Origin of the sequence: Variovorax sp. RA8 (genome assembly GCF_901827175.1) — a bacterium.
Classification (GTDB): domain Bacteria; phylum Pseudomonadota; class Gammaproteobacteria; order Burkholderiales; family Burkholderiaceae_C; genus Variovorax.
Map to the genome: position 1 here is coordinate 4900672 of NZ_LR594662.1, position 22686 is coordinate 4923357.

Genomic DNA, 22686 nt, shown 5'->3' on the forward strand with positions numbered 1-22686 from the left:
GTGTGGGCGCGGTGTGCAAGATAGGGAGATGCAAGAAGCGCTCTGGGCACCTGCTTGAAAGGGCTACCCGAAAGCGAAGCCGTCGATTATTGCATGACTTCGGGGTTTTCACCTAATCCCGCAGCCGCAGGAAGGTGTCGCGGTAGTGCGCCAGCTCCTCGATCGACTCGTGCACGTCGGCCAGGGCGGTATGGGCCTGCTGCTTCTTGAAGGCGTTGTAGGCAGCCGGCTTCCAGCGCTTGGCGAGCTCCTTGAGCGTGCTGACGTCCAGGTTGCGGTAGTGGAAGTACGCCTCCAGCCTGGGCATGAACTTGACCAGGAAGCGCCGGTCCTGGCCGATGGTGTTGCCGCACATCGGCGAGCCGTTCTTCGGGATATAGCGCGCAATGAATTCAAGCAACTGCTGCTCGGCCGCCGCCTCGTCCAGCGTGGAGGCCTTGACCTTGTCGATCAGCCCGCTGCGGCCGTGCGTGCCCTTGTTCCAGGAGTCCATGCCGTCGAGCACCGCGTCGCTCTGGTGGATCACCAGCACCGGACCGTCGATGCGCGGAGTGAGGTCGGGGCCGGTCACGACCACGGCAATCTCGAGCAGGCGCTCCTTCTCGGGGTCCAGGCCGCTCATCTCGCAGTCGAGCCAGACGAGGTTCTGGTCGCTCTTCTTGAGGGTGGCGGCGGTCGCGGCTGCGGTCGTGACGATGGAATCGGGCATCGGCCGATTGTCGTCGATGACCTTGAGCGCGAGTGGGCATGCCTGCGGGCTAAACTCGCTGCGCCATGGTCGCTCCCCTGCCCGCTTCGCTGCTGCTCACCCTCGCCTTCGCGCTCGCGCTGGTCGCGGGCCTGATCGTGAAATTCTGGCTGGCCACGCGGCAGATCCGCCATGTGGCGCGCCACCGCGACGCGGTGCCCCCCGCCTTCGCGCAGGCCATCACGCTCTCCGCACACCAGAAGGCGGCCGACTACACGATCGCCAAGACCCGCTTCGGCTTGCTCGAGATGGTCTGGGGCGCGATGGTGCTGCTGGGCTGGACCTTGCTGGGCGGGCTCAACCTGCTCAACGAACTGCTGCTCGACGCGCTGGGCGGCGGCATGTGGCAGCAGCTCGCGCTGATCGCCGCATTCGCGCTGATCGGCGGGCTGCTCGAGCTGCCCTTCACCTTGTGGCAGACCTTCCGGCTCGAGGAACGCTTCGGCTTCAACAAGATGACCTGGCGGCTCTGGCTGGCCGACGGCATCAAGGCGCTGCTGCTGGGCGCGGTGATCGGCCTGCCGATCGCCGCGCTGATCCTCTGGTTGATGGGTGCGGCCGGCCGCCTGTGGTGGCTGTGGGCCTGGGGCGCATGGATGGGCTTCAACCTGCTGCTGATGCTCGTCTACCCGACCTTCATCGCGCCGATCTTCAACAAGTTCCAGCCGCTGGACGATGCCACGCTCAAGGCCCGCGTCACCGCGCTGATGCAGCGCTGCGGCTTCGCGGCCAAGGGCTTGTTCGTGATGGACGGCAGCACGCGCAGCGCGCATGCCAACGCCTACTTCACCGGCTTTGGCGCCAGCAAGCGCGTGGTCTTCTACGACACGCTGCTGCGCCAGCTCAACGCGGGCGAGGTGGAGGCGGTGCTCGCGCACGAACTGGGACACTTCAAGCACCGGCATGTGCTCAAGCGCATGGCCGCGATGTTCGCGCTGAGCCTGGCCGGCTTCGCGCTGCTGGGCTGGCTGTCCGGCCATACCTGGTTCTATACCGGGCTGGGCGTGCAGCCCAACATGGCGGCGCCCAACGATGCGCTGGCGATCCTGCTGTTCATGCTGGCGGTGCCGGTGTTCGGCTTCTTCGTCGCGCCGCTGCCGGTCCTCATTTCGCGCCGGCACGAGTTCGAGGCCGACGCCTATGCGATCGCCCAGACCAACGGCGCCGACCTGTCGCGGGCGCTGCTCAAGCTCTACCAGGACAACGCCTCGACGCTCACGCCCGACCCCGTGTTCGTCAAGTTCTACTACTCGCACCCGCCCGCCACCGAGCGCCTCGCGCGCATGGCGGCGGCCTGAAAAGGTGTGAACGAACCCGCCGGATTCATTCACACCTTCCGACCCCTGGAAAGACGATCATGACCAGCATGTTGAAGCCCATCGACTGGAAGACGAAGACGCGGCGCGCGCTGAGCGCGACGGAGATCGTGTCCCACCTGGCCCGGGTGGACGGATGGAAGCTCACCGGCGACGGCGCCGATGTCGCGATCGAGAAGACCTTCAGCTTCGCAAACTACTTCGAGACCATCGCCTTCGTGAACGCGCTGGCGCTGGTTGCGCACAAGCAGGACCACCATCCCGACCTCTCGGTCCACTACAACCGCTGCGTGGTGCGCTTCAACACGCACGACGTGGGTGGCCTCTCGGCCACGGACTTCGACTGCGCAGCGCAGGCGGATGCCCTGCTGGCTGCCTGAGCCGATGGGCCGCGCCCTTGGCTAAGCCCGCGCGCCCCCGGCCGGGCGGCGATGCCCACGGGCACACGGCACGGCGCGACGGGCTCGTCGTCGCCAGCCACGGCCGCCATTGCGTGGTCGAGACGCCCGAGGGCGAGCGCGTCATCTGCCATCCGCGCGGCAAGAAGAGCCTGGCCGTGGTCGGTGACCGGGTGCGGTGGCAGGCCAGCGAGGACGAGGGCACCATCGAAGAGCTGCAGCCGCGCAAGAACCTGTTCTACCGGCAGGACGAGATCCGCACCAAGTCCTTTGCGGCCAACCTCGACCAGGTGCTGATCCTGATCGCGGCCGAGCCGGAGTTCTCGGAAACGCAGCTGGCGCGCTCGCTGATCGCGGCGGCAGCCGAGCGCATCGCCCCGATCATCGCGCTCAACAAGAGCGACGTGGTGGCGTCTTTCGAGCGGGCCTGGGAGCGGCTCGCGCCCTACCGCCGCATGCACCACGGCGTGCTGCCGCTGTCTCTCAAGGCCTCGCCCGAGGTCGATCGCGCGACCCTGATGAAGCTGCTGGCGGGCAAGACCACCCTGGTGCTCGGCCCCTCCGGAGTGGGCAAGAGCACGCTGACCAACCTGCTGGTGCCCAGCGCCCGTGCCACGACAGCGGAAATCTCGCAGGCGTTGAATTCGGGCAAGCACACCACGACCAGCACCACCTGGTACTGGGTGGACGAGGCGCGCAGCACCGCGCTGATCGATTCGCCGGGCTTCCAGGAATTCGGGCTGAACCACATCGAGCCGATGCAGCTCGCGTCACTGATGCCCGACATCGCCGAGCACGCCGGCGAGTGCAAGTTCTACAACTGCACGCATCTCCACGAGCCGGGCTGCGGCGTGATCGCGCAGGTGAGCTCGCCGGGCCACCCGGGCTCGATCAGCCCCTCGCGCTATCGCATCTATGGCGAGCTGTTCGCCGAACTGAGCCAGCCCCGCCACCGATGAAAGTGCTGCTGTACTCCCATGTCTTCCATCCCTCGGTCGGCGGCGTCGAGACCGTGTCGCGTGCACTGGTCGAAGGCTTCGTGGCTCGCGGCATCGACTGCAAGGTGGTCACGCAGACGGCGACCCGGGAGGTCGAGGTCTTTCCCTTCGAGGTGATCCGCCAGCCCTCGAGCCGGCGCGTACGGGAGCTGCTGCGCTGGGCCGACGTGGTGCTGTTCAACGGCGCCACCATGGCGCTGCAGCCCTGGGTACTGCTCTACCGCAAGCCATTCGTCTGGGTCCACGTGGGCTACCAGGCCAGTTGCATCGATGGCGCTGGTTGGGTCGACGGCAAGCCTGCACCGCTGTCGCCGTTCGCTTCCTTTCTTTTTCATGCGCGCCGCAGCGGCTACGCAAGGGGCGTGAAGGAGGGCCTGAAGCTGCTGCTGCGCCGCGCCGTCGCCAAGTTCGGCGTGACGCGCAACGTTGCCATCACCGAGTGGATGAACCAGGCCCTGCCGCTACCGCGGCAGGTGCAGATCTACAACCCCTTTCCGATCGAGCGCTTCCGCGCAGCGGACCGCGAGGGGGCCGAGTACGAGTTCTTCTACATGGGCAGGCTGGTGCAGGAGAAAGGCGTGGACGTCCTGGTCCGCGCCTTCGCGAGGCTGCACCAGCGCCACGCCGGACGGCCGCGCCTGCTGCTGATCGGCGACGGCAGCGCGCGAGCACAGGTCGAGCGCCTGGTCGCAGAGCTGGGCATCGCATCGTCGGTACGCTTCGTCGGCGCGCAATCCGGCGAAGGCCTGGTCGAATGGGTCGCGAAGGGCATGATCGGCGTGATCCCCTCGGTGTGGTACGAGCCCATGGGCGGCGTCGCGGTGGAGTTGCTGGCGGCCGGCAAGAGCCTCATCGTGTCGGCCCAGGGCGGATTGGCCGAATGCGTGGGCGATGCCGGCCTGACCTTCCCGAATGGTGACCACGAAGCCCTGGCCGCTCAGATGCAGCGCGTGCTGGACGATCCGGCCCTGCGCGCCACGCAGGCAGCGAAGGCGCGCGAGCGCGCCGGGAGCTTCATGCCGGGACGCTTCGTCGGCCAGTACATCGAGCTACTCGAGGGGATCGCTCGCAAGGCCTGAGCGCCCGGCCGGGTTTCAACCCAGGATGTCCGAGAGCGCCTCGACCAGCACGCCGCACTGCTCGCGCGTGCCGACGCTGATGCGCAGGTACTGCGCGATGCGCGGCTGGTCGAAATGCCGCACCAGCACCGCACGTGTGCGCAGCGCCGATGCCAGTGCCGCCGCATCGTGCGCGGGATGGCGCACGAACAGGAAATTGGCCTGCGAGGGCAGCACCTCGAAGCCGAGGTCCTCGAGTTGCAGGGCCAAGCCCTCGCGGATGTCCATGACTTGGTGCCGCGTATGGGCGAACCACGCCTCGTCCGCCAGCGCAGCGATCGCGCCGGCACTGGCGAGACGATCGATCGGATAGGAATTGAAACTGTTCTTGACCCGCTGCAGCGCCTCGATCAGCTGAGCCTGTCCGCAGGCGAAACCCACGCGCAGCCCGGCCAGCGACCGCGACTTGGACAGGGTCTGCACCACCAGCAGGTTTGGATGTCGCTCGATCAGCGGCAGCGCGCTCTCGCCGCCGAAATCCACATAGGCCTCGTCCACCAGCACCACGTGCCGCGGGCATGCTTCGAGCAGCCGCGCGACGCTGTCGAGCGGCAGGCCGGTGCCTGTCGGCGCGTTGGGATTCGCGATCACGATGCCGCCGCAGCCGGTTGCGGCGCGTGCGGCCATCGCGGGGACGTCGATGCGCAGCCCGGCATCGACTGGCTGCAGCTCGCAGGCAATGCCGTAGAGCTGCGCATAGACGCGATAAAAGCTGTAGGTGACGTCAGGGATCAAGAGCGGCTCGGCCTGCTGGAAGAAGGCGAAGAAGGCGTGGGCCAGTACCTCGTCGGAACCGTTGCCTGCGAACACCTGCGAGCCATGCAGCCCATGGCGCGCGGCAATGGCTTCGCGCAGCGCGACCGATTCGGGATCGGGATAGCGCTCGAGCCCCTCGGAAGCCGCGGACTGGATGGCGTCGAACACCTGCGGCGACGGCCCGAAGGGGTTCTCGTTGGTGTTGAGCTTGACCAGCTTCGCGATGCGCGGCTGCTCGCCCGGCACATAGGGTTCGAGCGCCGCGATGCGCGGGCTCCAGAAGCTGGGCGCGGTGCTCAAGGGGATCGATCCGATCGAGCTCAACCCAACAGGCGCGCCAGGGTGAGCAGCGCCAGCAGCACCATCCACATCACGACCGAGCGCCAGACCAGGCCGACCACGCTGCGCAGATGCGCCGGCTCGGGCTCGCGCCCCGGGGTGCTGCCGCTGTCGAGGCCGCGTGCCCCAGCGAGCGGGTCGCCGGCCTGCGCCCGCGACAACGGATCGGTCAGCGGCACCGGGCTGAGCACGCCACCGCCGAGCCGCACATTGACTGCGCCCGAGGTCGCGGCCAGGATCACGCCGTCGTTCCCGTTGGGAAAGCGCCGGGCATCGTTGCGCCAGCAGTCGATCGCCTCCTCGAAGCTGCCGACTACGGCAAAGCCAATGGCCGTGATGCGCGCGGGCAGCCAGTCGATCAGTGACCAGGCCTGGTCGGCAGCCTCCTGGACCCAGATGCTGGAGGGCTGGACCGAGGCGTTGTTCTTGTGCGCCCAGTAGCGCGCGACGAACTCGCTCATGCGGTAGAACACGGCCCCGGCCGGTCCGAGCCCGAAGGCGGCAAGGATCGAGAACCAGGCCAGCACGCCGAACACATGGCGGTGCGCCGCGATCACCGAGTGCTCGATCACATGCCGCACGATCTCGCTGCGGGGCAGGTCCGCCGCATCCACGCGCTGCCAGTGGGCCAGCAGCGAGCGGGCCAGTGCCTCGTCGCCCACGTCCAGAGCGTCGCGGATGCCGGTGAAATGGTGGCTGAACTGCCTGAAGCCGAGCGTGACGTAGAGCACCGCCACGCTCCACAGGACGGCGAAAGGCAGGCCCAGCGTGAGCGCCAGCAGCCAGTGCACCCCAAGAGCGAGCACCGTCGGCACCAGCACCGCGAGCCCCCAGGCAACCCAACCGTGGTGCGGCTTGCCGGCGTCGAAATTGCGGCTGGTCCAACGGGTCCATGCCAGGACGCCGCCATATACCGGGTTGTGATAAGCGAGCGGCCGCACCTGCTCGATCAGCAAAGCGCACAGGATCGCGAAGAAGCTCATCCGTCGATGATAGCGAGTGGTCCCCTGGCGCCCCCGAGCTCCCGCACCGCTGGGTTAGGCCGCCAGGAAGCGGTAGAGGTTGCGCAGCATGCCGGCCGTCGCACCCCAGACATAGCGCTCGTGCGCACCGTCCTGGTAGGGCATCGAGAACCACTCGCGCGACTGGAGTTGGTCGTCGACCAAGGCGTGGCGGCGGTGGTTCGCCGGGTTCATCAGATAGGCCAGCGGGACCTCGAAGGCTTGCGCGACCTCGTAGGGGTTGAGGGTCAGCTCGAAGTCCGGGTGCACCAGCCCGACCACCGGCGTCACGATGAAGGAGGTGACCGTCGTGTAGGTGGGCAGCGCCCCCAGGACCTCGATGTACTCGGCCGAGAGGCCAACCTCTTCCCATGCTTCGCGGAGGGCCGCGGCCGCGATGTTGGCATCCTCGGGGTCTACCCGGCCGCCGGGGAAGGCCACTTGGCCCGAATGGGTGGACAGGTTGGCGGTGCGCTCGGTCAGGAGCACGGTGGGCTCCTCGCGCATCACGATCGGCACCAGCACAGCGGCCGCGGCCGGCACGCGGCTCGTCAGGCGCGGCTCGCGCCGCAGTTCGGGCGTCCAGGCGGGCGGGGCGGCGAAGCGCGCACGCAGGGCCTGGGCATCGAAACGGATCTGCGGAACAGCGGGGAGCGCGGAGTCGACGCCGACCACCGGTACCTGGCGCGGGTCGAAGGACCGCAGCGCCGACGGCAAGACGGCATTGACGTTCTCTTCAACAGGGGCGGCGCGCATGGGAGGTGGAGGAGTGGTCAAGTCGGATCTGGAGAGTAAAACGCAAAACGGCGCAGCGGATGACAGGCGACACCACGACAAAAATCACGGTCCCCCTGATTCATCGAGGCACCAACGCAAAAAGCCGCCCTGAGTGGCGGCTTTTTGCACGGCAGGAGGCACTCTTTACTGAGCTGCTGCTGCGGAGGACTTGCCGGGGAGCTTTTCCTTGATGCGCGCCGAACGGCCGCTGCGCTCGCGCAGGTAGTACAGCTTGGCGCGGCGCACATCGCCGCGGCGCTTGACTTCGATGCCGGCAATCAGCGGGCTGTACGTCTGGAAGGTGCGCTCGACGCCTTCGCCGCTGGAGATCTTGCGCACCGTGAAGCCGCTGTTGAGGCCGCGATTGCGCTTGGCGATCACCACGCCTTCGTAGGCCTGCACGCGCTTGCGGTTGCCTTCGACGACATTCACGCTGACGATGACCGTGTCACCGGGCATGAAATCGGGAATCTTCTTGCCGAGCCGGGCGATTTCTTCCTGCTCGAGGGTCTGGATGAGGTTCATGGCTTTCCTGGATTCGATCGTGCACGCGCTACACAAGGGGCGTCTGCAGCCTGAGAGGCTGGGCCGACGCGGCCGGCAGAGGATCGGGGAACCGAGAATTATAGCTTTTTCGCAAGCGCCTTTTCGTCCGCCGCGCTCAGACGGCCAGCCGCACGCGCCGCATCTACCAACTCGGGCCGCTTCTGCAGCGTGATCGCGAGCCGCTGGTCACGCCGCCAGCGCTCGATCTGCTCATGGTGGCCCGAGAGCAGGACCGCCGGCACGCCCTGCCCTTTCCATTGCTCGGGGCGGGTGTAGTGGGGACAGTCGAGCAGCCCGTCCAGCGCCGGGTTGAAGCTGTCCTGGAGGTGGCTCGCCTCATCGCCGAGCACGCCGGGCTGCAGCCGGGCCACCGCATCCAGCAGGGCCATGGCGGGAATTTCGCCGCCCGAGAGCACGAAATCGCCCAGGCTGAGCTGGTGCGTCACCCGGGCGTCGATGAAGCGCTGGTCGATGCCCTCATAGCGGCCGCATACCAGGACCGCCCCATCACCCGCAGCCCAGTGCTCGACAGCCCTGTGCCGCAGGACCTCGCCCATCGGCGAGAACATGACGACGGGCGCCGTGGCCCCGCGCGCGGCGAGCGCAGCATCCAGGCAGGCCGACAGCGGCTCGGCCATCATGACCATTCCAGGCCCGCCGCCGAAAGGCCGGTCGTCCACGCGACGGTAGTTGCCCTCGGCGAAATCGCGCGGGTTCCACGGCACGACCTCGATCTGCCCCGTTTCGAAGGCACGCCGCGTCACGCCAGTCGCGAGGAAGGTCGCGAACAGCTCGGGGAACAAGGTGATGACATCGAAGCGCATGGGCGCTGACGGTGCGGCTCAGTAGTCCGGCTGCCAGTCGACGGTGATCAGCCGTCCCGACAGGTCCACCTTGTCGATGAAAGCAGAGACGAAGGGGATCATTCGCTCGACGGGCTTGCCGTTCTCCAGCGCCTCCAGAACCAGCGTGGTCTGTGGGCCGCTGGCGAGCATCTCGCGAACCGTGCCGAGAGTCACGCCTTCCCGATTCACGACTGGAAGGCCGATCAGGTCGACCCAGTAGTACTCGTCCTGCGCAGCGGTCGGAAAGCTTGAACGAGGCACGAACACACGCGCGCCACGCAGCGCCTCGGCCGCGTTGCGGTCGGGCACGTCTTCGGAGGAGGCGACGATGCAGTCGGAATGTTCCTTGGCCTCGCGGATGGTCAACCGGAAGGCGCCGGTGGACTTGCCGCCGGGCGGCTGCAGGAACCAGCGCTTGGAGGAGAAAAGCGCCTCGGGCTGGGCGCTGTGGGGCAGGACCTTGAACCAGCCCTTGATACCCCAGGCATCGGCGATGCGCGCCACTTCGATCGCATCCGCCGGCAGTTCGGCGGCTTCGAGCGTGGGCAGCATCGCCGGAGCAGGCGGCTTAGGCGGCCGCCTTGGGGGCCGCGGCGGCGGCCTGCTTGATCAGGCGTGTGACAGTGGGCGAGGCCTGCGCGCCAACACCCTGCCAGTAGGCCAGGCGATCCTGCGCGATGCGGATGCCTTCCTCGTTGTCCTTGGCGGTAGGGTTGTAGAAGCCCAGGCGCTCGATGAATCGGCCATCGCGGCGCACGCGCTTGTCCGACACGACGATGTTGAAGAACGGACGACCTTTGGAGCCGCCGCGGGAGAGTCGGATCACGACCATGATTTATCCTTCGGGTGGTGCAACGAACACTGAAAACGGTTCGCCCACGGAGTTCTTCCAGCGTCGAGACACGCGACATAGCCACCCGGCCAGCGCACGCTGAAAAGCCGGCGATTATAGCCCGAGGGATATTCCTCACCATTCCCGGCCTGTGCCGGACCTTTCGAATGACCGCCATCCGACCCAGCCGCGACGAAGACATCCCCGCGATCACCTCCATCTACGCCCACCATGTGCTGCACGGCACCGGTACCTTCGAGACCGAGCCGCCCACGGCTGCCGACATGGCGGCACGGCGAGCCGACGTGTTGGCCAGGAAGCTGCCCTACCTGGTGGCCGAGCGGGACAGCGAACTGCTGGGCTTTGCCTACTGCAACTGGTTCAAGCCGCGCCCCGCCTATCGCTTCTCGGCCGAGGATTCAATCTACCTGGCCGAGGCCGCGCGCGGCCAGGGACTGGGGGCCAGGTTGCTCGCTGCATTGATCGAGGCTGCCGAGTCGGCGGGCGTGCGCAAGCTGATCGCGGTGATCGGCGACTCTGCCAACGCCGGCTCGATCGGCGTGCACCGCGCGCAGGGCTTCGAGCACGTGGGCGTGCTGAAGAACTGCGGCTGGAAGTTCGGCCAATGGCGCGACGTGGTCCTGATGGACAAGGTGCTGGGCGAAGGCAGCGCGACGAGCCCCGAATGAAGAACAAGACGGTAGCCGCCTGGCTCGCCTTCCTCGGCGGTCCGCTGGGCCTGCATTGCTTCTACCTGCGCGGCTTCGGCAGCACGCTCGGCTGGCTGCTTCCCATCCCGACAGCCCTCGGGCTCTACGGCATCGAGCGCGTGCGCCTCTACGGCGTGGACGACGCCTGGAGCTGGCTGCTGCTGCCGCTGCTGGGCTTCACGATCGCGGGCTGTGCCCTCACTGCCATCGTCTACGGCTTGATGACGCCAGAAAAATGGAATGCCCGCTACAACGCCGGCGCTGCGTCCGATGCCCAGCCCGGACGCAGCAACTGGCTCACCATCGGGGCCGTCGTACTGGCCCTGTTCTTCGGCAGCACCATCCTGATGGCCAGCATCGCCTTCAGCTTCCAACGCTTCTTCGAGCATCAGATCGAAGAGGGGCGCCGGATCTCCCAGTAGGCCGCGATCAGAAAATCTGCAAGCCGAGCCAGTAGGCGATGGCTGCCACGAAGGCCGATGCCGGAATCGTGAAGACCCAGGCCCAGACGATGGTCCCTGCCACCCCCCAGCGCACCGCGCTGGCGCGCTGCGTCGAGCCCACGCCGACGATGGCGCCGGTGATGGTGTGCGTGGTCGACACCGGGATGCCCAGCGCGGTCGCGAGGAAGAGCGTCAACGCCCCGCCGGTTTCGGCGCAGAACCCGCCCACCGGCTTGAGCTTGGTGATCTTCTGGCCCATGGTCTTGACGATGCGCCAACCGCCGAACATGGTGCCCAGCGCGATCGCTGCATAGCAGCTCGCCACAGTCCAGGCCGGTGGTGCCTCCGCGCTGGCGGCGGAGTAGCCGGTCGCGATCAGCAGCATCCAGATGATGCCGATGGTCTTCTGCGCATCATTGCCGCCGTGGCCCAGGCTGTAGGCGCCGGCAGAGACCAATTGCAGCGTGCGGAACCACCGGTCCACGCGCGAGGGCGTCGAGCGGCGGAAGGCCCACGCGACCAGCACCATCATGATCGAGCCGAGCAGGAAGCCCAGCAAGGGCGACACGAAGATGAAAGCCACCGTCTTCCAGATCCCCGCGGCGATGAGAGCGCCGGCACCGGCCTTGGCGATCACCGCGCCCACGATGCCGCCGATCAGCGCATGCGACGAGCTGCTGGGAATGCCGTAATACCAGGTGAGAAGGTTCCAGCTGATGGCGCCCACCAGCGCCCCGAAGACCACGTGAACGTCAACCACGCCCGGCTGCACGATGCCCTTGCCGACGGTCGCCGCCACGCTGAGGTGGAAGACGAAGACCGCGACCAGGTTGAAGAAGGCGGCGAACACCACCGCGTGCCCGGGCTTGAGCACGCCGGTGGACACGACCGTGGCGATCGAATTCGCCGCGTCGTGGAAGCCGTTCATGAAGTCGAATGCGATGGCCAGCGCGACCAGCACCACCACCACCCAGAGGGCGACCTGGACCGATTCCATTCGGCGCCGCGCTCAGGAATTCTCGAGGACGATGCCCTCGATCACATTGGCCACATCCTCGCACTTGTCGGTGATCCGCTCGAGCAGCTCGTAGATCGCCTTGAGCTTGATGACCTCGCGCACGTCCGGCTCCTCGCGAAACAGCTTGCTCATGGCGCTGCGCAGCACGCGGTCGGCGTCGGATTCAAGGCGGTCGATCTCCTCGCAGGTCTTGAGTGCGGCTTCGGCCGTCGCCGGCTCGCTCACCTTGCCGAGAAGCTTGACCGCGTCCTTCACCCGTTCGCAGCACTTCGTGCTCAGGGCGGTGAGGCGGGTGATCTCCTCGGTCATGTGGCGCACGTCGTACAGCGCCATGGTTTCGGCCGAGTCCTGGATCAGGTCGGCCACGTCGTCCATCGTGTTGATCAGCTTGTGGATCTGCTCGCGGTCGATGGGCGTGATGAAGGTCTTGTGGATGAGCCGATTGACATCATGCGTCACGCGGTCCGCGGCGCGTTCGGCGTTGTCCACGTCGCGGTTGTACTGCTCGCGCAAGTGCAGGTCGTTGTAGTTGCCCACCAGTTGCTCGAAGGCGCGCGCGGCTTCGACGATGCGATCGGCGTGCTGATCGAACATCTCGAAGAAATTCCCCTCGCGGGGCAGCAGCTTGCCGAACATGGCGATCTCCTGGGTTCTCGGCTATCACCAACCCGTGACGCCATCATGAAAAAAACCTGGCAAGTGTAATGGGCACGCATCGCCGAAGCGGGCTCAGAGCCGCTCGACGCGCTGGCCGGCCACCCGCGCGAGTTGGGCTGCCGAGACCAGGGCCGGCGCGATCTCGGCCAGTGGCAGCAGCACGAAGGCGCGCTCGCCCATGCGCGGATGCGGCAGTGTCAGTACCGCGCTCTGCATCGTGGTGTCGCCGTGCCGCAGCAGATCGAGGTCGAGGGTGCGCGGGGCGTTGCGGTAGGGCCGCTCGCGGCCGGCCTCGGCCTCGAGTCGCTGCAGCTCGGCCAGCAGGGCAGGCGGCGCCAGGCCGGTGCGCAGTTCGACCACGGCATTGATGAAATCGGGGCCCTGGGCCTCGAGAGGTGCGCTGCGATAGAGCGAGGAGCGCGCGGCGAGCCGGGTGCGCGGCAGGCTTGCCAAGTCGTCCATTGCCCGCCTCACCGTCGCCTGCGCGTCGCCGAGATTGGCGCCGATGGCGACGTAGGCCGGCGTTGCCGTCACGTCAATCGGCCGCAATGCTGCCGGCCTCGCCGCCGGTGCGCGGCTTGCGCCGGCGGCGGCGCTTGCGCGGTGCGGCGGCGGCGAGCTCGCCCTCAGGCGGCTGCGCCTGCTCGGCCTCGCCATCGGCCTGCGCAGCCGCAGGTGCCGCGCTGCGCGCCGGGCCGCGCTGGCGGGTTCTCTTGTGCTGCTCGTCGCGCACCTGGTCCAGCAGGTCCTGGCGACGCACGTCGTCAGAGGTGCTGCTGAACTCCTGCCACCACTCGGCGATCGCCTCGCTCACCTCGCCGACGTCGGCGCGCAGGCGCATGAAGTCGAAGGCCGCACGGAAGCGCGCCTGCTCGACCAGGCTGTAGGGCGTGGCGCCGCTGCGCTTGTCGAAGCGCGGCTGCATCATCCAGATCTCGCGCATGTCGGCCGCCAGCTTGCCGCGCCCCGAGACGTCGCCGATGCGCGCGTTGAACACGTCGTCGATGGCATCCTGCAAGGCTGGGAAGGAGGCCTGCGGGCGCTGGCCATGACGCCCCTCGGCGCGTTGCGCCCAGCCGTCGCGCACGTCGGCCCACAACACGCAGGCCAGCAGGAAGCTCGGCGCCACCGGCTTGCCCTCGCCCACGCGGCGGTCGGTGTCCTGCAGCGCGGCCTTGACGAAGGGCTGGTCGGCACGCTCGACGATCACGTCGAGCAACGGGTAGATGCCGCTCGCCAGGCCCAACTTGCGCAGCTGCGCGACCGTCGCCACCGCGTGGCCGGTCTGCAGCAGCTTGAGCATCTCGTCGAACAGGCGGCTCTGGGGCACATCGGCCAGCAGCTTGCTGCATTCGACCAGCGGGGTCCCGGTCTTGGGCTCCAGCGAGAAGCCCAGCGCTGCCAGCTTGGCCGAGAAGCGGATCGCGCGGATGATGCGGACCGGGTCCTCGCGGTAACGCGTGACCGGGTCGCCGATCATCCGCAGCGTGAGCTTCTTGGCGTCCTTGATGCCGTTGTGGTAGTCGACCACGATCTGGCTCGCCGGGTCGTAGTACATCGCATTGATGGTGAAGTCGCGCCGCGCGGCGTCTTCCTCCTGAGGGCCCCAGACGTTGTCGCGCAACACGCGGCCGCTGGCGTCCACCGCGTGCTTCATGCCGGCGAGCTCGCCCTTGCTGGTGCGCTCGTTGCCGGCCACCTGCTCGGCGCCGGCACTGTCCATGTAGGCGCGAAAGGTCGAGACCTCGATCACCTCGTGCTCACGCCCGCGGCCGTACACCACGTGCACGATGCGGAAGCGCCGGCCGATGATGAAGGCACGCCGGAACAGGCTCTTGACCTGCTCGGGAGTGGCGTTGGTGGCCACGTCGAAGTCCTTCGGGCGCAAGCCCAGCAGCAGGTCGCGCACCGCGCCGCCGACGACGTAGGCCTCGTAGCCGGCGTCCTGCAGCGTGGTGACCACGTTCCTGGCGCGCTCGTCCACCAGTTGGGGGTCGATGCCGTGCACGGAGGCCGGCACCTCCTGGCGCTTGCCGAAGCGGTTCTTGCCGCCAGAGCCGGCGACGCCGGACTTGCCCAGGAGTTTGTCGATGAATTTCTTGATCATTGGAAAGCTTCGGCGCGGGACGCGCCCTCATTCATTTTCGAGCATCGACCGGATCAGGGGGATCGTGATCGCGCGCTGGGTCTGCAAGGCATAGCCGTCGAGCTGCGCCAGCAGCTCCATCAGGCTGCCGAGGTCTCGGCTGAAGCGATGCAGCATGTAGTCCAGCACCTCGTCCGTCAGCATCACGCCGCGGCTGTCGGCGGCCTGGCGCAGCACGGCACGGCGCTCCGGTTCGTTCAGCACCTTCAAGTGGAACACATGGCCCCAACCCAGGCGCGTGCGCAGGTCCTCGCGCAGCGGCAGGTCGGCCGGCGGCACCGCGCCCGCCGCCACCACCCCGCGCTGCAGGCTCTGCGCGTTGACGAACCAGTTGAAGGCCGCGTGCTGCTGGACCGCCGTGTAGAGATGTACGTCGTCGAGCAGCACCGCGCCCCAGCGCTCGTCGAAGTCGGGCGGATCCGAGAGCCCCGCATGCAGCCACCCCACGCTCGCGCCCTGCTCGCGCAGGGCGCTGCGCACCGCTTCCAGCAGATGCGTCTTGCCGCTGCCGCTCTCGCCCCAGAGGTAAGTCGGCACCGGCGAATGCAGCGTGCTCGAACGCGCATCGCCCACCCACAGCCGCAGATGCCGCAGCGCGGGTTCGTTGGGACCGGCGAAGAAGCCCGCCAGTGTCGGACCGGAGGCAAGGCCGATATCGAGCGCGAGCTGCTTCATGCCGAGGCCACGGCGGGCGGCTGGAAGGACGCGGATGACGCGGTACGTGGATTCATGGGACAGGCGGAAGCGCTGCGCGACGGGCCGAGGGCGCGGGGCAACAGGGCCCTTAAAATCGTGGGGAATTCTATCGGCCCGACCGCCCCGGTTGCCGGCGTCATTCTCCTCCTCCCTTCGACCGTCACTTCTTTTTCGTCCGGCCCGCCCATGAACTCCACCCCGCCCACCCCGCTCAGCTACAAGGATGCCGGCGTCGACATCGATGCCGGCGACGCGCTGGTCGACCGCATCAAGCCGCTGGCCAAGAAGACGATGCGCGAGGGCGTGCTGGCCGGCATCGGCGGCTTCGGCGCCCTGTTCGAGGTACCCAAGCGCTACAAGGAGCCGGTGCTGGTGAGCGGCACCGACGGCGTGGGCACGAAGCTCAAGCTGGCCTTCGAGTGGCACATGCACGACACCGTCGGCATCGACCTGGTGGCCATGAGCGTCAACGACGTGCTGGTGCAGGGTGCCGAGCCGCTGTTCTTCCTCGACTACTTCGCCTGCGGCAAGCTCGATGTGGACACGGCCGCGGCAGTGGTCGGCGGCATTGCCCGCGGCTGCGAGCAGAGCGGCTGCGCGCTGATCGGTGGCGAGACCGCCGAGATGCCCGGCATGTACCCGGCCGGCGAGTACGACCTGGCCGGCTTCGCGGTGGGCGCGGTCGAGAAGTCGAAGATCCTCACGGGCCGGGACGTCAAGCCCGGTGACGTGGTACTGGGCCTGGCCTCGGCGGGCGTGCATTCCAATGGCTTCAGCCTGGTGCGCAAGGTGATCGAGCGTGCGGGCGCCGACCTGCCCGCCACGCTGGACGGCCAACCCTTCCGGGAGGCCGTGATGGCGCCGACCCGGCTCTACGTCAAGCCGGTGCTGGCGGCGTTGGCCCGGCACCCGATCAAGGCGCTGGCCCACATCACGGGCGGCGGGCTGCTGGAGAACATCCCGCGGGTGCTGCCCGAGGGCACGGCGGCGCACCTGAAGAAGGGCAGCTGGCCGCAAAGCGAGCTCTTCGCCTGGCTGCAGAAGGTGGCCGGCATCGACGACCTGGAGATGAACCGCACCTTCAACAACGGGATCGGCATGGTGGTTGTGATCGACGCGGCCGACGCCGCGGCCTGCGCCGCCACGCTGCGTGCTGAGGGAGAGACGGTGTACGAGATCGGCACCATCGCGCCGCTCGGCGCCGGCGCGGCCGTGGTCGTGGCCTGAAAAGCCTCCGCCGCGTGAGCGTCGTCGCCCCCCTCCCCTCGCGCAGGCTGGTCACGGCGAGCTACCTGCTCATCGCAGGCGCCCTGCTGCTGATCATGTGGCAGGGCCTGCTGCCCGGGCTGCTGTGCGTCTGCATCGGCTTTCTCGGCACACGCTGGCTCGCGCGCCTGCTCGATGCGGGACTGGGCCGGCTGCTCCCCGCGAAGGCGCGCCAGCAGGCGCCGGACTCCCCGTCGTCCTGGTCGCGCGTCGTCGCCGCAACCCTCGTGTCGCTGGCGCCGATCGGCCTGGGCATGCTGGCGTTTTCGGAAGCGCGCGAGTTCGTGCTCGGCGCGCCGGAGCAATACCAGGAACTGCTCGACTACATCGCCCGCACGGTGCTGGAGCTGCGGCTCAAGCTGCCGCCCGAGATCGGTACCTACCTGCCCGAAGGCACGGCCGAGGTGCAGCGGGTCATCGCCGGCTACCTCCGCGCCCAGGCCGGCGCGCTCGCGCTGACCGGCCGCGCCTGGCTGGGCGGCCTGCTGTTCGCCTATGTCGGCCTGATCGTCGGGGCATTGGCGGCCGTGGCCCGGCATCCATCCAGCGGCCGCCCGCTGGCCGAGCTGCTCAAGCAGCGCATCACCCTGTTCGGCGAGGCCTTCGGCCAGATCGTGGCCGCACAGTTCTGGATCGCGGCCTTCAACACGCTGCTGACTGCGATCTTCCTGTTGTTCGTGCTGCCGCACTGGGAGCTGAACCTGCCCTACACGCCAGCGCTGATCACGCTGACCTTCGTCGCCGGCCTGGTGCCGATCGTCGGCAACCTGCTGTGCAACACGGTGATCACGCTGGTGGGCCTGTCGGTCTCGCCGGTCACTGCGCTGGCTTGCCTGGGCTTTCTGATCCTCATTCACAAGGCCGAGTACTTCATCAATGCCAAGGTGGTCGGCGCCCGCACGCAGATGGGCGTGTGGGAGCTGCTGTCTGTGATGTTCGTGGCCGAGGCCGTGTTCGGCCCGGCCGGGCTGGTGGCGGCTCCGTTGTTCTACGCCTACCTCAAGAAGGAACTGCAGGCGGCACGGCTGGTTTGAAAGTCAATGTCCTGATTTGACCGATTCGTGTCCTGCTGAGGGCGGACAGGCGGCAGAAACATAGGAAAAATAAGGCGCATCATCCACCTGCCCGGAGTTTTGCGCCATGAAGTCTTGTCTGATAGTGATCGATGCCCAGGAATCCTTCCGCCATCGCCCCTATTTCACCCCGCGTGACCTGTCCGCCTACGCGTTCGCCCAGAACGCGTTGATCGAAGGCTGCCGCGCTGCCGGCATTCCGATCGTGCGCATCTTTCACGTCGACGGACCCGCTCTCGCCGACAACCCCTTCGCCATCGAATCCGGCCACGTCCGGCCGCTGGCCGAGCTCGCGTCTTTCGAAGCGGCCGCCACCTACACCAAGCACCGCCACAGCGCCCTCGTCGGGACCGGGCTCGATGTGTGGCTGACGCAGAACGGCATCGCCAGGCTGATCGTGAGCGGCATCCGCACCGAACAATGCTGCGAGACCACGACCCGCCATGCCTCAGACCTGGGCTGGGCGGTCGATTTCGTTACCGATGCCACGCTGACCTTCGACATGACGCAGCCCGACGGCCGGCCCCTGGCGGCGGCCGACATCAAGGCTCGCACCGCGACCGTGCTGGAAGGCCGTTTCGCGAAACTGTGCACCGTCGAGCAAGCACTGGAGCGGGCCGGCGCGCTGGCCGCGGCCTGAGGACGAAGGCGGATGAGCAGCGCGCCACGCATCCGGGTCGTGTTCGTGCTGCTACCGAACAGCCTGGTATTGGACTGGGCCGGCCCGGCGGAAGCGCTGCGCATCGCCAACCAGCAGCTGCGCGCCGGCGGGCAAGCCGAGCGCTTCGCCATCGAGTTCGCCTCCCCGAGCCCCACCTCGACCGGCTCCGTCGGAATCACCCTGAGCGGCCTGGATCCATTGCCGACCTATTGGGACGACGGGCCCGCCTGGATCGTGCTGGTGGGCCTGCCGGGCGACACAGTGTCGACGGCCGGTGCGGACGCCCAGGCACTGCTGCGCTGGCTGCGCGGCCAGCGACTGGAGCGGGGCCGTCTCGAGCTGGTGACGATCTGCGCCGGCGCCCTGCTGGCTGCCCATGCCGGCGCCCTGGCAGGACGGCGCGTCACGACCCATCACCATCACCTCGATGAACTGCGGAGGGTGGAACCGCGCTGTGACGTGGTGGCCAACCGCGTGTTCGTGATCGACCCGCCGCTCTACAGCAGCGCCGGCGTGACGACCGGCATCGACCTGATGCTGCATCGCATTGCCGACACCTGCGGCGGGGCGCTGGCGGCCCAGGTCGCCCAGACCATGGTGGTGGCGCTGCGGCGCGGTCCGCAGGACCCGGAACTCTCGCCCTTCCTGGCCCACCGCAACCACCTGCACCCTGCGCTCCATCGCGTGCAGGATGCGGTGAGCGAGGCGCCGCAGGACGACTGGAGCGTGCCGCGCATGGCCCAGGTCGCCCACACCTCGTCACGTCACCTGACGCGCCTGTTCGTCGAGCATGCAGGCGTGGCACCGCTCGATTACCTGCGCCGCCTGCGCCTGGCGACAGCGCGGCTGGCCCTCGACTCGGGCGCCAACGTCACCCGCGCGGCCGAGCTGGCAGGTTTCGCTTCCGACACCCAGCTGCGCCGCGCCTGGAGGCGGTTCGGCGCCGAGGGAGTGCCTTCGCGCCACCGGCTCGCCCCCCGCGCCTGAGCGCCTGAGCGCCTGCGGCTTGTGCGATTCGTCCTATCCAAAAAGCGCCATCGTCCGGCCCGGCGCGTCTGCGCCCGGTGCTCTTCTAGCGTCTTTCACACCTAGCGCGCGGGGAGCCAGAGGCCATGAAGATCGCTCAGATCGCTCCAATGTACGAGTCCGTGCCACCCCGTCTCTATGGCGGAACGGAGCGGGTCGTCGCCCATCTCTGCAATGCCTTGGTGAGCCAGGGTCACGAGGTCACCCTGTTCGCCTCGGCCGACGCACGCACACGGGCGCAGTTGGTTCCCATACGCGAACAGGCATTGCGGCTGGACCCGGCGCCGCTCAAATCTGACCTGGCCAGCCACATGGTGCTGCTTCAGGAGGTGCGACGACAGGCGGACGACTTCGACGTGCTGCATTTCCACATCGACCTGCTGCACTTTCCCTTCTTCGCGGACATGGCCGAACGCACGCTCACCACCCTGCACGGCCGGCTGGACCTGAAGGACCTGCCCGAAGCCTATGCCCAGTGGCAGCAGTTCCCACTGGCCTCCATTTCCAGGCACCAGCGCGCGCCCCTGCCCTTTGCCCGCTGGCACGGCACGGTCCACCATGGACTCGACCCGGCGCTCTACCCCTTCCAGCCGGAGGCGGCCGGCGGCTACCTCGCCTTCCTCGGCCGGATCTCGCCCGAGAAAAGGCCCGACCGGGCCATCGCGATCGCCACTCGCGCAGGGCTGCCGCTGAAGATCGCCGCCAAGATCGACGCGGTGGACAAGGAATACTTCCGTGAGCGCATCCGGCCGCTGCTCGACCATCCGCTGGTGGAATTCATCGGGGAGATCGGGGATGCCGAGAAGCCCGCCTTCCTTGGCGGCGCGCGCGCCCTGCTGTTCCCCATCGACTGGCCGGAGCCCTTCGGGCTGGTGCTGATCGAGGCCATGGCCTGCGGGACGCCGGTCATCGCCTGGCGCTGCGGCTCGGTGCCCGAGGTGGTGGATCACGGGATCAGCGGCCTGATCGTCGGCGACGAGGATGAGGCGCTCGCAGCCGTCCAACAGATCGGTGCACTCGACCGCACCGAGGTCCGCGCCACCTTCGAGCGGCGTTTTTCTGCCGCAACCATGGCCAAGGCCTACGTGGAGTTGTATCGTCGGCGTCCTGCGCACGACAAAGACGGCACTTCCTATCCCAAGGCGGCTTGAGCATGAGCCAAGGCATGACGACTGAACCGCCGCTCGCGGAGCTCGAGGTCGAGGCGGTACTCGAACGCAATCCGCAGCGGCTTTTTGTCCTGAAGGAGGGCGACACCTTCCTGGTCGCCGATGTCTACGGCGACGTCACGGGAGAAGCCGACGGCCTGTTCCACAACGACACGCGCATGCTGTCGACCTTCCTCCTGCGGCTGGCCGGTCGAAGGCCTTCGCTGCTGTCGGGCGCCGTGAGCCAGGACAACCTGTTCTTCACGGCCAACATGACCAACCACCCGCTGCCCCTGCTCGGCAACCCGGCCACGGCGGAGGGCGTGATCCACCTGGAGCGCAAGCGTTTCATCTGGAACGACCGCATCTTCGAGCGCATCAGCGTGCTGAACTATGGCGACCAACGGGTGCAGGCACCGCTGACACTGCATTTCGCGGCCGATTTCCACGACATGTTCGAGGTGCGCGGCCAGCAGCGGCAGCAGCGCGGCGCCCGCGAGCCGTCGCTGCTGAAGGAGCGCGGCGTGGAGTTGCGCTACCAGGGCCTCGACGGCCTGCTGCGCAGCATGTGCATCGAGTTCTCCGAGAACCCCGAGCGCATGGATGAGCGGCATGCGGCCTTCATGGTGCAACTCGATCCGCAGCAGCGCTGGACGCTGCATGCCGAGATCGGACCTTGTCCTTCGGACGCCGGCTGTTCGCGCTACCGGCAAGCCGCAGCCGCGGCCCGGCGCAGCATGCGCACGCGCCAGCGGCGCGGCGCGCGCGTACTGGCCTCGGGCCGATTGTTCCAGTCGTGGCTGGACAAATCGCGCGCCGACCTGGCGTTGCTGACCACCGACCTGCCCACCGGCCCGTACCCCTACGCCGGCATTCCGTGGTTCTCGACCCCGTTCGGACGCGATGCGATCGTGACAGCACTCCAGACGCTATGGCTCGATCCGGGCCTGGCGCACGGCGTGCTGTCCTTCCTGGCGCACAACCAGGCGCAGCAGACCTCGACTTTCCGCGACTCCGAGCCGGGCAAGATCATGCATGAGACGCGCAAGGGCGAGATGGCGGCGGTGAACGAGTTGCCCTTCGCCAAGTACTACGGCGGGGTCGACACGACGCCGCTGTTCGTCATGCTGGCGGGTGCCTACGCGGAACGGATGGGCGATCCCCACGTGCTGGATGCCTTCTGGCCGGCACTGGAAGCCGCCGTGCGCTGGATCGAGCGCAGCGCGGCCAGCCATCCGACCGGCTTCCTGAGCTATGCGCGCGGCGAGGTGACCGGGCTGGCCAACCAGGGCTGGAAAGACAGCAACGACTCGGTGTTCCACGCCGACGGGAGCACGCCGGAAGGGCCGATCGCGTTGATCGAAGTCCAGGGCTACGCCTACCGCGCCTACGCCGCGATGGCCGAGCTATCGCGCCTGCGCGGCGACGCGGACGCGGCCCGCCACTGGCAGCAAAGCGCGGTGGCGCTGCAGGCTTCGGTCGAACGGCACTTCTGGCAGGAGGACATGCAGTTCTACGCGCTTGCGCTTGACGGCCACGGGCAACCCTGCCGGGTGCGGGCGTCGAACGTGGGGCATCTTCTGTACACCGGGCTTCCGCGCGCCGAGCGCGGGCGGGCCGCCGCCGAACAGTTGCTCTCGCGTGCCTTCAACTCCGGCTGGGGCATTCGCACGCTGCCGCCCGAGACGCCGCGCTTCAATCCGATGTCCTACCACAACGGCTCGGTCTGGCCCCACGACGTGGTGCTGTGCGGCGCCGGGCTGGCGCGCTACGGCGAGCGCGACGGGCTGGTCCGGCTGCTGAACGGCCTGTTCGAGGCTGCCACGCATTTCGGCATGCGGCTGCCCGAGCTGTTCTGCGGCTTCGAGCGCGCGCCGGGCGAGGCGCCGATCGCCTATCCGGTCGCCTGCTTGCCGCAGGCCTGGGCGGCGGGCTCGGTCTTCATGCTGCTGCAGGCCTGTCTGGGCTTGCAGCTCGATGCCCATCGCGGACTGGTGCGCGTCGAGGATCCGCGACTGCCGGATGGAATCGACCATCTCCAGCTCCGGCACCTGCAACTCGGCACGCAGAAGCTGGACCTGAGCTTTCAGCGCCTGGGCGAGCGCGTGGTCGCATTCATCGACCGGCAGGAGGGGCCGTCACCGGTCAAGCTGTCGCTGAAGCTGTAA

25 protein-coding genes are annotated in these 22686 nt (G+C 67.9%); 12 read left to right on the plus strand and 13 right to left on the minus strand.

Annotated elements, in window-relative coordinates:
* Window positions 1–112: 112 nt before the first annotated feature.
* Window positions 113–709, minus strand: coding sequence for an oligoribonuclease (gene orn / locus E5P3_RS23105; RefSeq protein ID WP_162588088.1), 597 nt, complete (start codon window positions 707–709; stop codon window positions 113–115).
* 65 nt (window positions 710–774) lie between these two features.
* Here orn and E5P3_RS23110 point away from each other — a divergent pair, with 65 nt between their 5' ends.
* From E5P3_RS23110 to E5P3_RS23125, 4 genes are read left to right on the plus strand one after another with little or no spacing between them, the layout of a single operon-like run.
* On the plus strand, window positions 775–2046 hold the full coding sequence (locus E5P3_RS23110; RefSeq protein ID WP_232073280.1) for a M48 family metallopeptidase: 1272 nt from the start codon (window positions 775–777) through the stop codon (window positions 2044–2046).
* A gap of 59 nt (window positions 2047–2105) precedes the next feature.
* Window positions 2106–2444, plus strand: coding sequence for a 4a-hydroxytetrahydrobiopterin dehydratase (locus tag E5P3_RS23115; protein WP_162588089.1), 339 nt, complete (start codon window positions 2106–2108; stop codon window positions 2442–2444).
* 17 nt (window positions 2445–2461) lie between these two features.
* Window positions 2462–3421 (plus strand): ribosome small subunit-dependent GTPase A, encoded by a 960-nt coding sequence (rsgA, locus tag E5P3_RS23120; protein ID WP_162588090.1) that lies wholly within the window; start codon window positions 2462–2464, stop codon window positions 3419–3421.
* Window positions 3418–4539, plus strand: a complete 1122-nt coding sequence (locus E5P3_RS23125; RefSeq protein WP_162588091.1) for a glycosyltransferase family 4 protein — start codon at window positions 3418–3420, stop codon at window positions 4537–4539. The genes rsgA and E5P3_RS23125 overlap by 4 nt, the downstream gene beginning before the upstream one ends.
* A gap of 15 nt (window positions 4540–4554) precedes the next feature.
* Here the strand turns inward: E5P3_RS23125 and hisC are convergent, their stop codons facing one another.
* From hisC to rpsP, 7 genes are all read right to left on the minus strand, one after another.
* Window positions 4555–5634, minus strand: a complete 1080-nt coding sequence (gene hisC / locus E5P3_RS23130; RefSeq protein ID WP_162588092.1) for a histidinol-phosphate transaminase — start codon at window positions 5632–5634, stop codon at window positions 4555–4557.
* Window positions 5635–5654: 20 nt separating this feature from the next.
* Window positions 5655–6656 carry a CobD/CbiB family protein gene (locus E5P3_RS23135; protein WP_162588093.1) on the minus strand — a complete coding sequence of 334 codons (1002 nt, stop codon included), beginning with the start codon at window positions 6654–6656 and terminating at the stop codon, window positions 5655–5657.
* A 54-nt stretch (window positions 6657–6710) separates the two neighbouring features.
* Entirely contained in the window at window positions 6711–7430 is a 720-nt protein-coding gene (locus E5P3_RS23140; RefSeq protein WP_162588094.1) for a CoA pyrophosphatase, read from the minus strand.
* Between the two features lie 165 nt (window positions 7431–7595).
* Window positions 7596–7976 (minus strand): 50S ribosomal protein L19, encoded by a 381-nt coding sequence (gene rplS, locus E5P3_RS23145; protein WP_093106411.1) that lies wholly within the window; start codon window positions 7974–7976, stop codon window positions 7596–7598.
* 98 nt (window positions 7977–8074) lie between these two features.
* Window positions 8075–8821, minus strand: coding sequence for a tRNA (guanosine(37)-N1)-methyltransferase TrmD (gene trmD / locus E5P3_RS23150; RefSeq protein WP_162588095.1), 747 nt, complete (start codon window positions 8819–8821; stop codon window positions 8075–8077).
* An 18-nt stretch (window positions 8822–8839) separates the two neighbouring features.
* Window positions 8840–9394 carry a ribosome maturation factor RimM gene (gene rimM / locus E5P3_RS23155; protein ID WP_162588096.1) on the minus strand — a complete coding sequence of 185 codons (555 nt, stop codon included), beginning with the start codon at window positions 9392–9394 and terminating at the stop codon, window positions 8840–8842.
* 16 nt (window positions 9395–9410) lie between these two features.
* Window positions 9411–9674 carry a 30S ribosomal protein S16 gene (rpsP, locus tag E5P3_RS23160; RefSeq protein ID WP_068676152.1) on the minus strand — a complete coding sequence of 88 codons (264 nt, stop codon included), beginning with the start codon at window positions 9672–9674 and terminating at the stop codon, window positions 9411–9413.
* Window positions 9675–9841: 167 nt separating this feature from the next.
* On the opposite strand from rpsP, the gene E5P3_RS23165 reads away from it, so the two are divergent.
* Window positions 9842–10363, plus strand: a complete 522-nt coding sequence (locus E5P3_RS23165; RefSeq protein WP_162588097.1) for a GNAT family N-acetyltransferase — start codon at window positions 9842–9844, stop codon at window positions 10361–10363.
* Window positions 10360–10806, plus strand: coding sequence for a hypothetical protein (locus E5P3_RS23170; RefSeq protein ID WP_162588098.1), 447 nt, complete (start codon window positions 10360–10362; stop codon window positions 10804–10806). The genes E5P3_RS23165 and E5P3_RS23170 overlap by 4 nt, the downstream gene beginning before the upstream one ends.
* A gap of 7 nt (window positions 10807–10813) precedes the next feature.
* Here the strand turns inward: E5P3_RS23170 and E5P3_RS23175 are convergent, their stop codons facing one another.
* The 5 genes from E5P3_RS23175 to hda form a co-directional block, all read right to left on the minus strand.
* Entirely contained in the window at window positions 10814–11824 is a 1011-nt protein-coding gene (locus tag E5P3_RS23175; RefSeq protein WP_162588099.1) for an inorganic phosphate transporter, read from the minus strand.
* Window positions 11825–11836: 12 nt separating this feature from the next.
* Window positions 11837–12481, minus strand: coding sequence for a DUF47 domain-containing protein (locus E5P3_RS23180; protein WP_162588100.1), 645 nt, complete (start codon window positions 12479–12481; stop codon window positions 11837–11839).
* Between the two features lie 93 nt (window positions 12482–12574).
* Window positions 12575–13036 (minus strand): 2-amino-4-hydroxy-6-hydroxymethyldihydropteridine diphosphokinase, encoded by a 462-nt coding sequence (folK, locus tag E5P3_RS23185; protein ID WP_232073282.1) that lies wholly within the window; start codon window positions 13034–13036, stop codon window positions 12575–12577.
* A 1-nt stretch (window position 13037) separates the two neighbouring features.
* Window positions 13038–14609 (minus strand): polynucleotide adenylyltransferase PcnB, encoded by a 1572-nt coding sequence (pcnB, locus tag E5P3_RS23190; RefSeq protein WP_162588102.1) that lies wholly within the window; start codon window positions 14607–14609, stop codon window positions 13038–13040.
* A gap of 27 nt (window positions 14610–14636) precedes the next feature.
* The gene (hda, locus tag E5P3_RS23195) at window positions 14637–15323 is read right to left on the minus strand and encodes a DnaA regulatory inactivator Hda (RefSeq protein WP_162588103.1); all 687 of its coding nucleotides are present in this window, start codon (window positions 15321–15323) and stop codon (window positions 14637–14639) included.
* 207 nt (window positions 15324–15530) lie between these two features.
* Between hda and purM the strand changes: the two genes are divergently transcribed.
* The 6 genes from purM (at window position 15531) to E5P3_RS23225 (ending at window position 22686) form a co-directional block, all read left to right on the plus strand.
* Window positions 15531–16571, plus strand: a complete 1041-nt coding sequence (gene purM / locus E5P3_RS23200) for a phosphoribosylformylglycinamidine cyclo-ligase (RefSeq protein ID WP_162588104.1) — start codon at window positions 15531–15533, stop codon at window positions 16569–16571.
* A gap of 14 nt (window positions 16572–16585) precedes the next feature.
* Window positions 16586–17644, plus strand: a complete 1059-nt coding sequence (locus E5P3_RS23205) for an AI-2E family transporter (RefSeq protein ID WP_232073284.1) — start codon at window positions 16586–16588, stop codon at window positions 17642–17644.
* Window positions 17645–17750: 106 nt separating this feature from the next.
* Entirely contained in the window at window positions 17751–18323 is a 573-nt protein-coding gene (locus tag E5P3_RS23210) for an isochorismatase family protein (RefSeq protein WP_162588105.1), read from the plus strand.
* Between the two features lie 12 nt (window positions 18324–18335).
* Complete coding sequence (locus E5P3_RS23215; protein WP_162588106.1) at window positions 18336–19331, plus strand: GlxA family transcriptional regulator; 996 nt, start codon at window positions 18336–18338, stop codon at window positions 19329–19331.
* A 125-nt stretch (window positions 19332–19456) separates the two neighbouring features.
* The gene (locus tag E5P3_RS23220; protein ID WP_162588107.1) at window positions 19457–20521 is read left to right on the plus strand and encodes a glycosyltransferase family 4 protein; all 1065 of its coding nucleotides are present in this window, start codon (window positions 19457–19459) and stop codon (window positions 20519–20521) included.
* A gap of 14 nt (window positions 20522–20535) precedes the next feature.
* On the plus strand, window positions 20536–22686 hold the full coding sequence (locus tag E5P3_RS23225; protein WP_162588108.1) for an amylo-alpha-1,6-glucosidase: 2151 nt from the start codon (window positions 20536–20538) through the stop codon (window positions 22684–22686).

Bases quoted from the DNA above. Each gene is read 5' to 3' on its own strand.
- E5P3_RS23220 (WP_162588107.1), top strand. From the start codon at position 19,457: ATGAAGATCGCTCAGATCGCTCCAATGTACGAGTCCGTGCCACCCCGT.
- rimM (WP_162588096.1), bottom strand. From the start codon at position 9,394: ATGCTGCCCACGCTCGAAGCCGCCGAACTGCCGGCGGATGCGATCGAA.
- hda (WP_162588103.1), bottom strand. From the start codon at position 15,323: ATGAAGCAGCTCGCGCTCGATATCGGCCTTGCCTCCGGTCCGACACTG.
- E5P3_RS23210 (WP_162588105.1), top strand. From the start codon at position 17,751: ATGAAGTCTTGTCTGATAGTGATCGATGCCCAGGAATCCTTCCGCCAT.
- purM (WP_162588104.1), top strand. From the start codon at position 15,531: ATGAACTCCACCCCGCCCACCCCGCTCAGCTACAAGGATGCCGGCGTC.
- pcnB (WP_162588102.1), bottom strand. From the start codon at position 14,609: ATGATCAAGAAATTCATCGACAAACTCCTGGGCAAGTCCGGCGTCGCC.
- rplS (WP_093106411.1), bottom strand. From the start codon at position 7,976: ATGAACCTCATCCAGACCCTCGAGCAGGAAGAAATCGCCCGGCTCGGC.
- E5P3_RS23110 (WP_232073280.1), top strand. From the start codon at position 775: ATGGTCGCTCCCCTGCCCGCTTCGCTGCTGCTCACCCTCGCCTTCGCG.
- E5P3_RS23225 (WP_162588108.1), top strand. From the start codon at position 20,536: ATGACGACTGAACCGCCGCTCGCGGAGCTCGAGGTCGAGGCGGTACTC.
- E5P3_RS23170 (WP_162588098.1), top strand. From the start codon at position 10,360: ATGAAGAACAAGACGGTAGCCGCCTGGCTCGCCTTCCTCGGCGGTCCG.
- E5P3_RS23215 (WP_162588106.1), top strand. From the start codon at position 18,336: ATGAGCAGCGCGCCACGCATCCGGGTCGTGTTCGTGCTGCTACCGAAC.
- E5P3_RS23165 (WP_162588097.1), top strand. From the start codon at position 9,842: ATGACCGCCATCCGACCCAGCCGCGACGAAGACATCCCCGCGATCACC.
- E5P3_RS23135 (WP_162588093.1), bottom strand. From the start codon at position 6,656: ATGAGCTTCTTCGCGATCCTGTGCGCTTTGCTGATCGAGCAGGTGCGG.
- orn (WP_162588088.1), bottom strand. From the start codon at position 709: ATGCCCGATTCCATCGTCACGACCGCAGCCGCGACCGCCGCCACCCTC.
- E5P3_RS23125 (WP_162588091.1), top strand. From the start codon at position 3,418: ATGAAAGTGCTGCTGTACTCCCATGTCTTCCATCCCTCGGTCGGCGGC.
- trmD (WP_162588095.1), bottom strand. From the start codon at position 8,821: ATGCGCTTCGATGTCATCACCTTGTTCCCCGAGCTGTTCGCGACCTTC.
- rpsP (WP_068676152.1), bottom strand. From the start codon at position 9,674: ATGGTCGTGATCCGACTCTCCCGCGGCGGCTCCAAAGGTCGTCCGTTC.
- E5P3_RS23140 (WP_162588094.1), bottom strand. From the start codon at position 7,430: ATGCGCGCCGCCCCTGTTGAAGAGAACGTCAATGCCGTCTTGCCGTCG.
- E5P3_RS23180 (WP_162588100.1), bottom strand. From the start codon at position 12,481: ATGTTCGGCAAGCTGCTGCCCCGCGAGGGGAATTTCTTCGAGATGTTC.
- E5P3_RS23175 (WP_162588099.1), bottom strand. From the start codon at position 11,824: ATGGAATCGGTCCAGGTCGCCCTCTGGGTGGTGGTGGTGCTGGTCGCG.
- E5P3_RS23115 (WP_162588089.1), top strand. From the start codon at position 2,106: ATGACCAGCATGTTGAAGCCCATCGACTGGAAGACGAAGACGCGGCGC.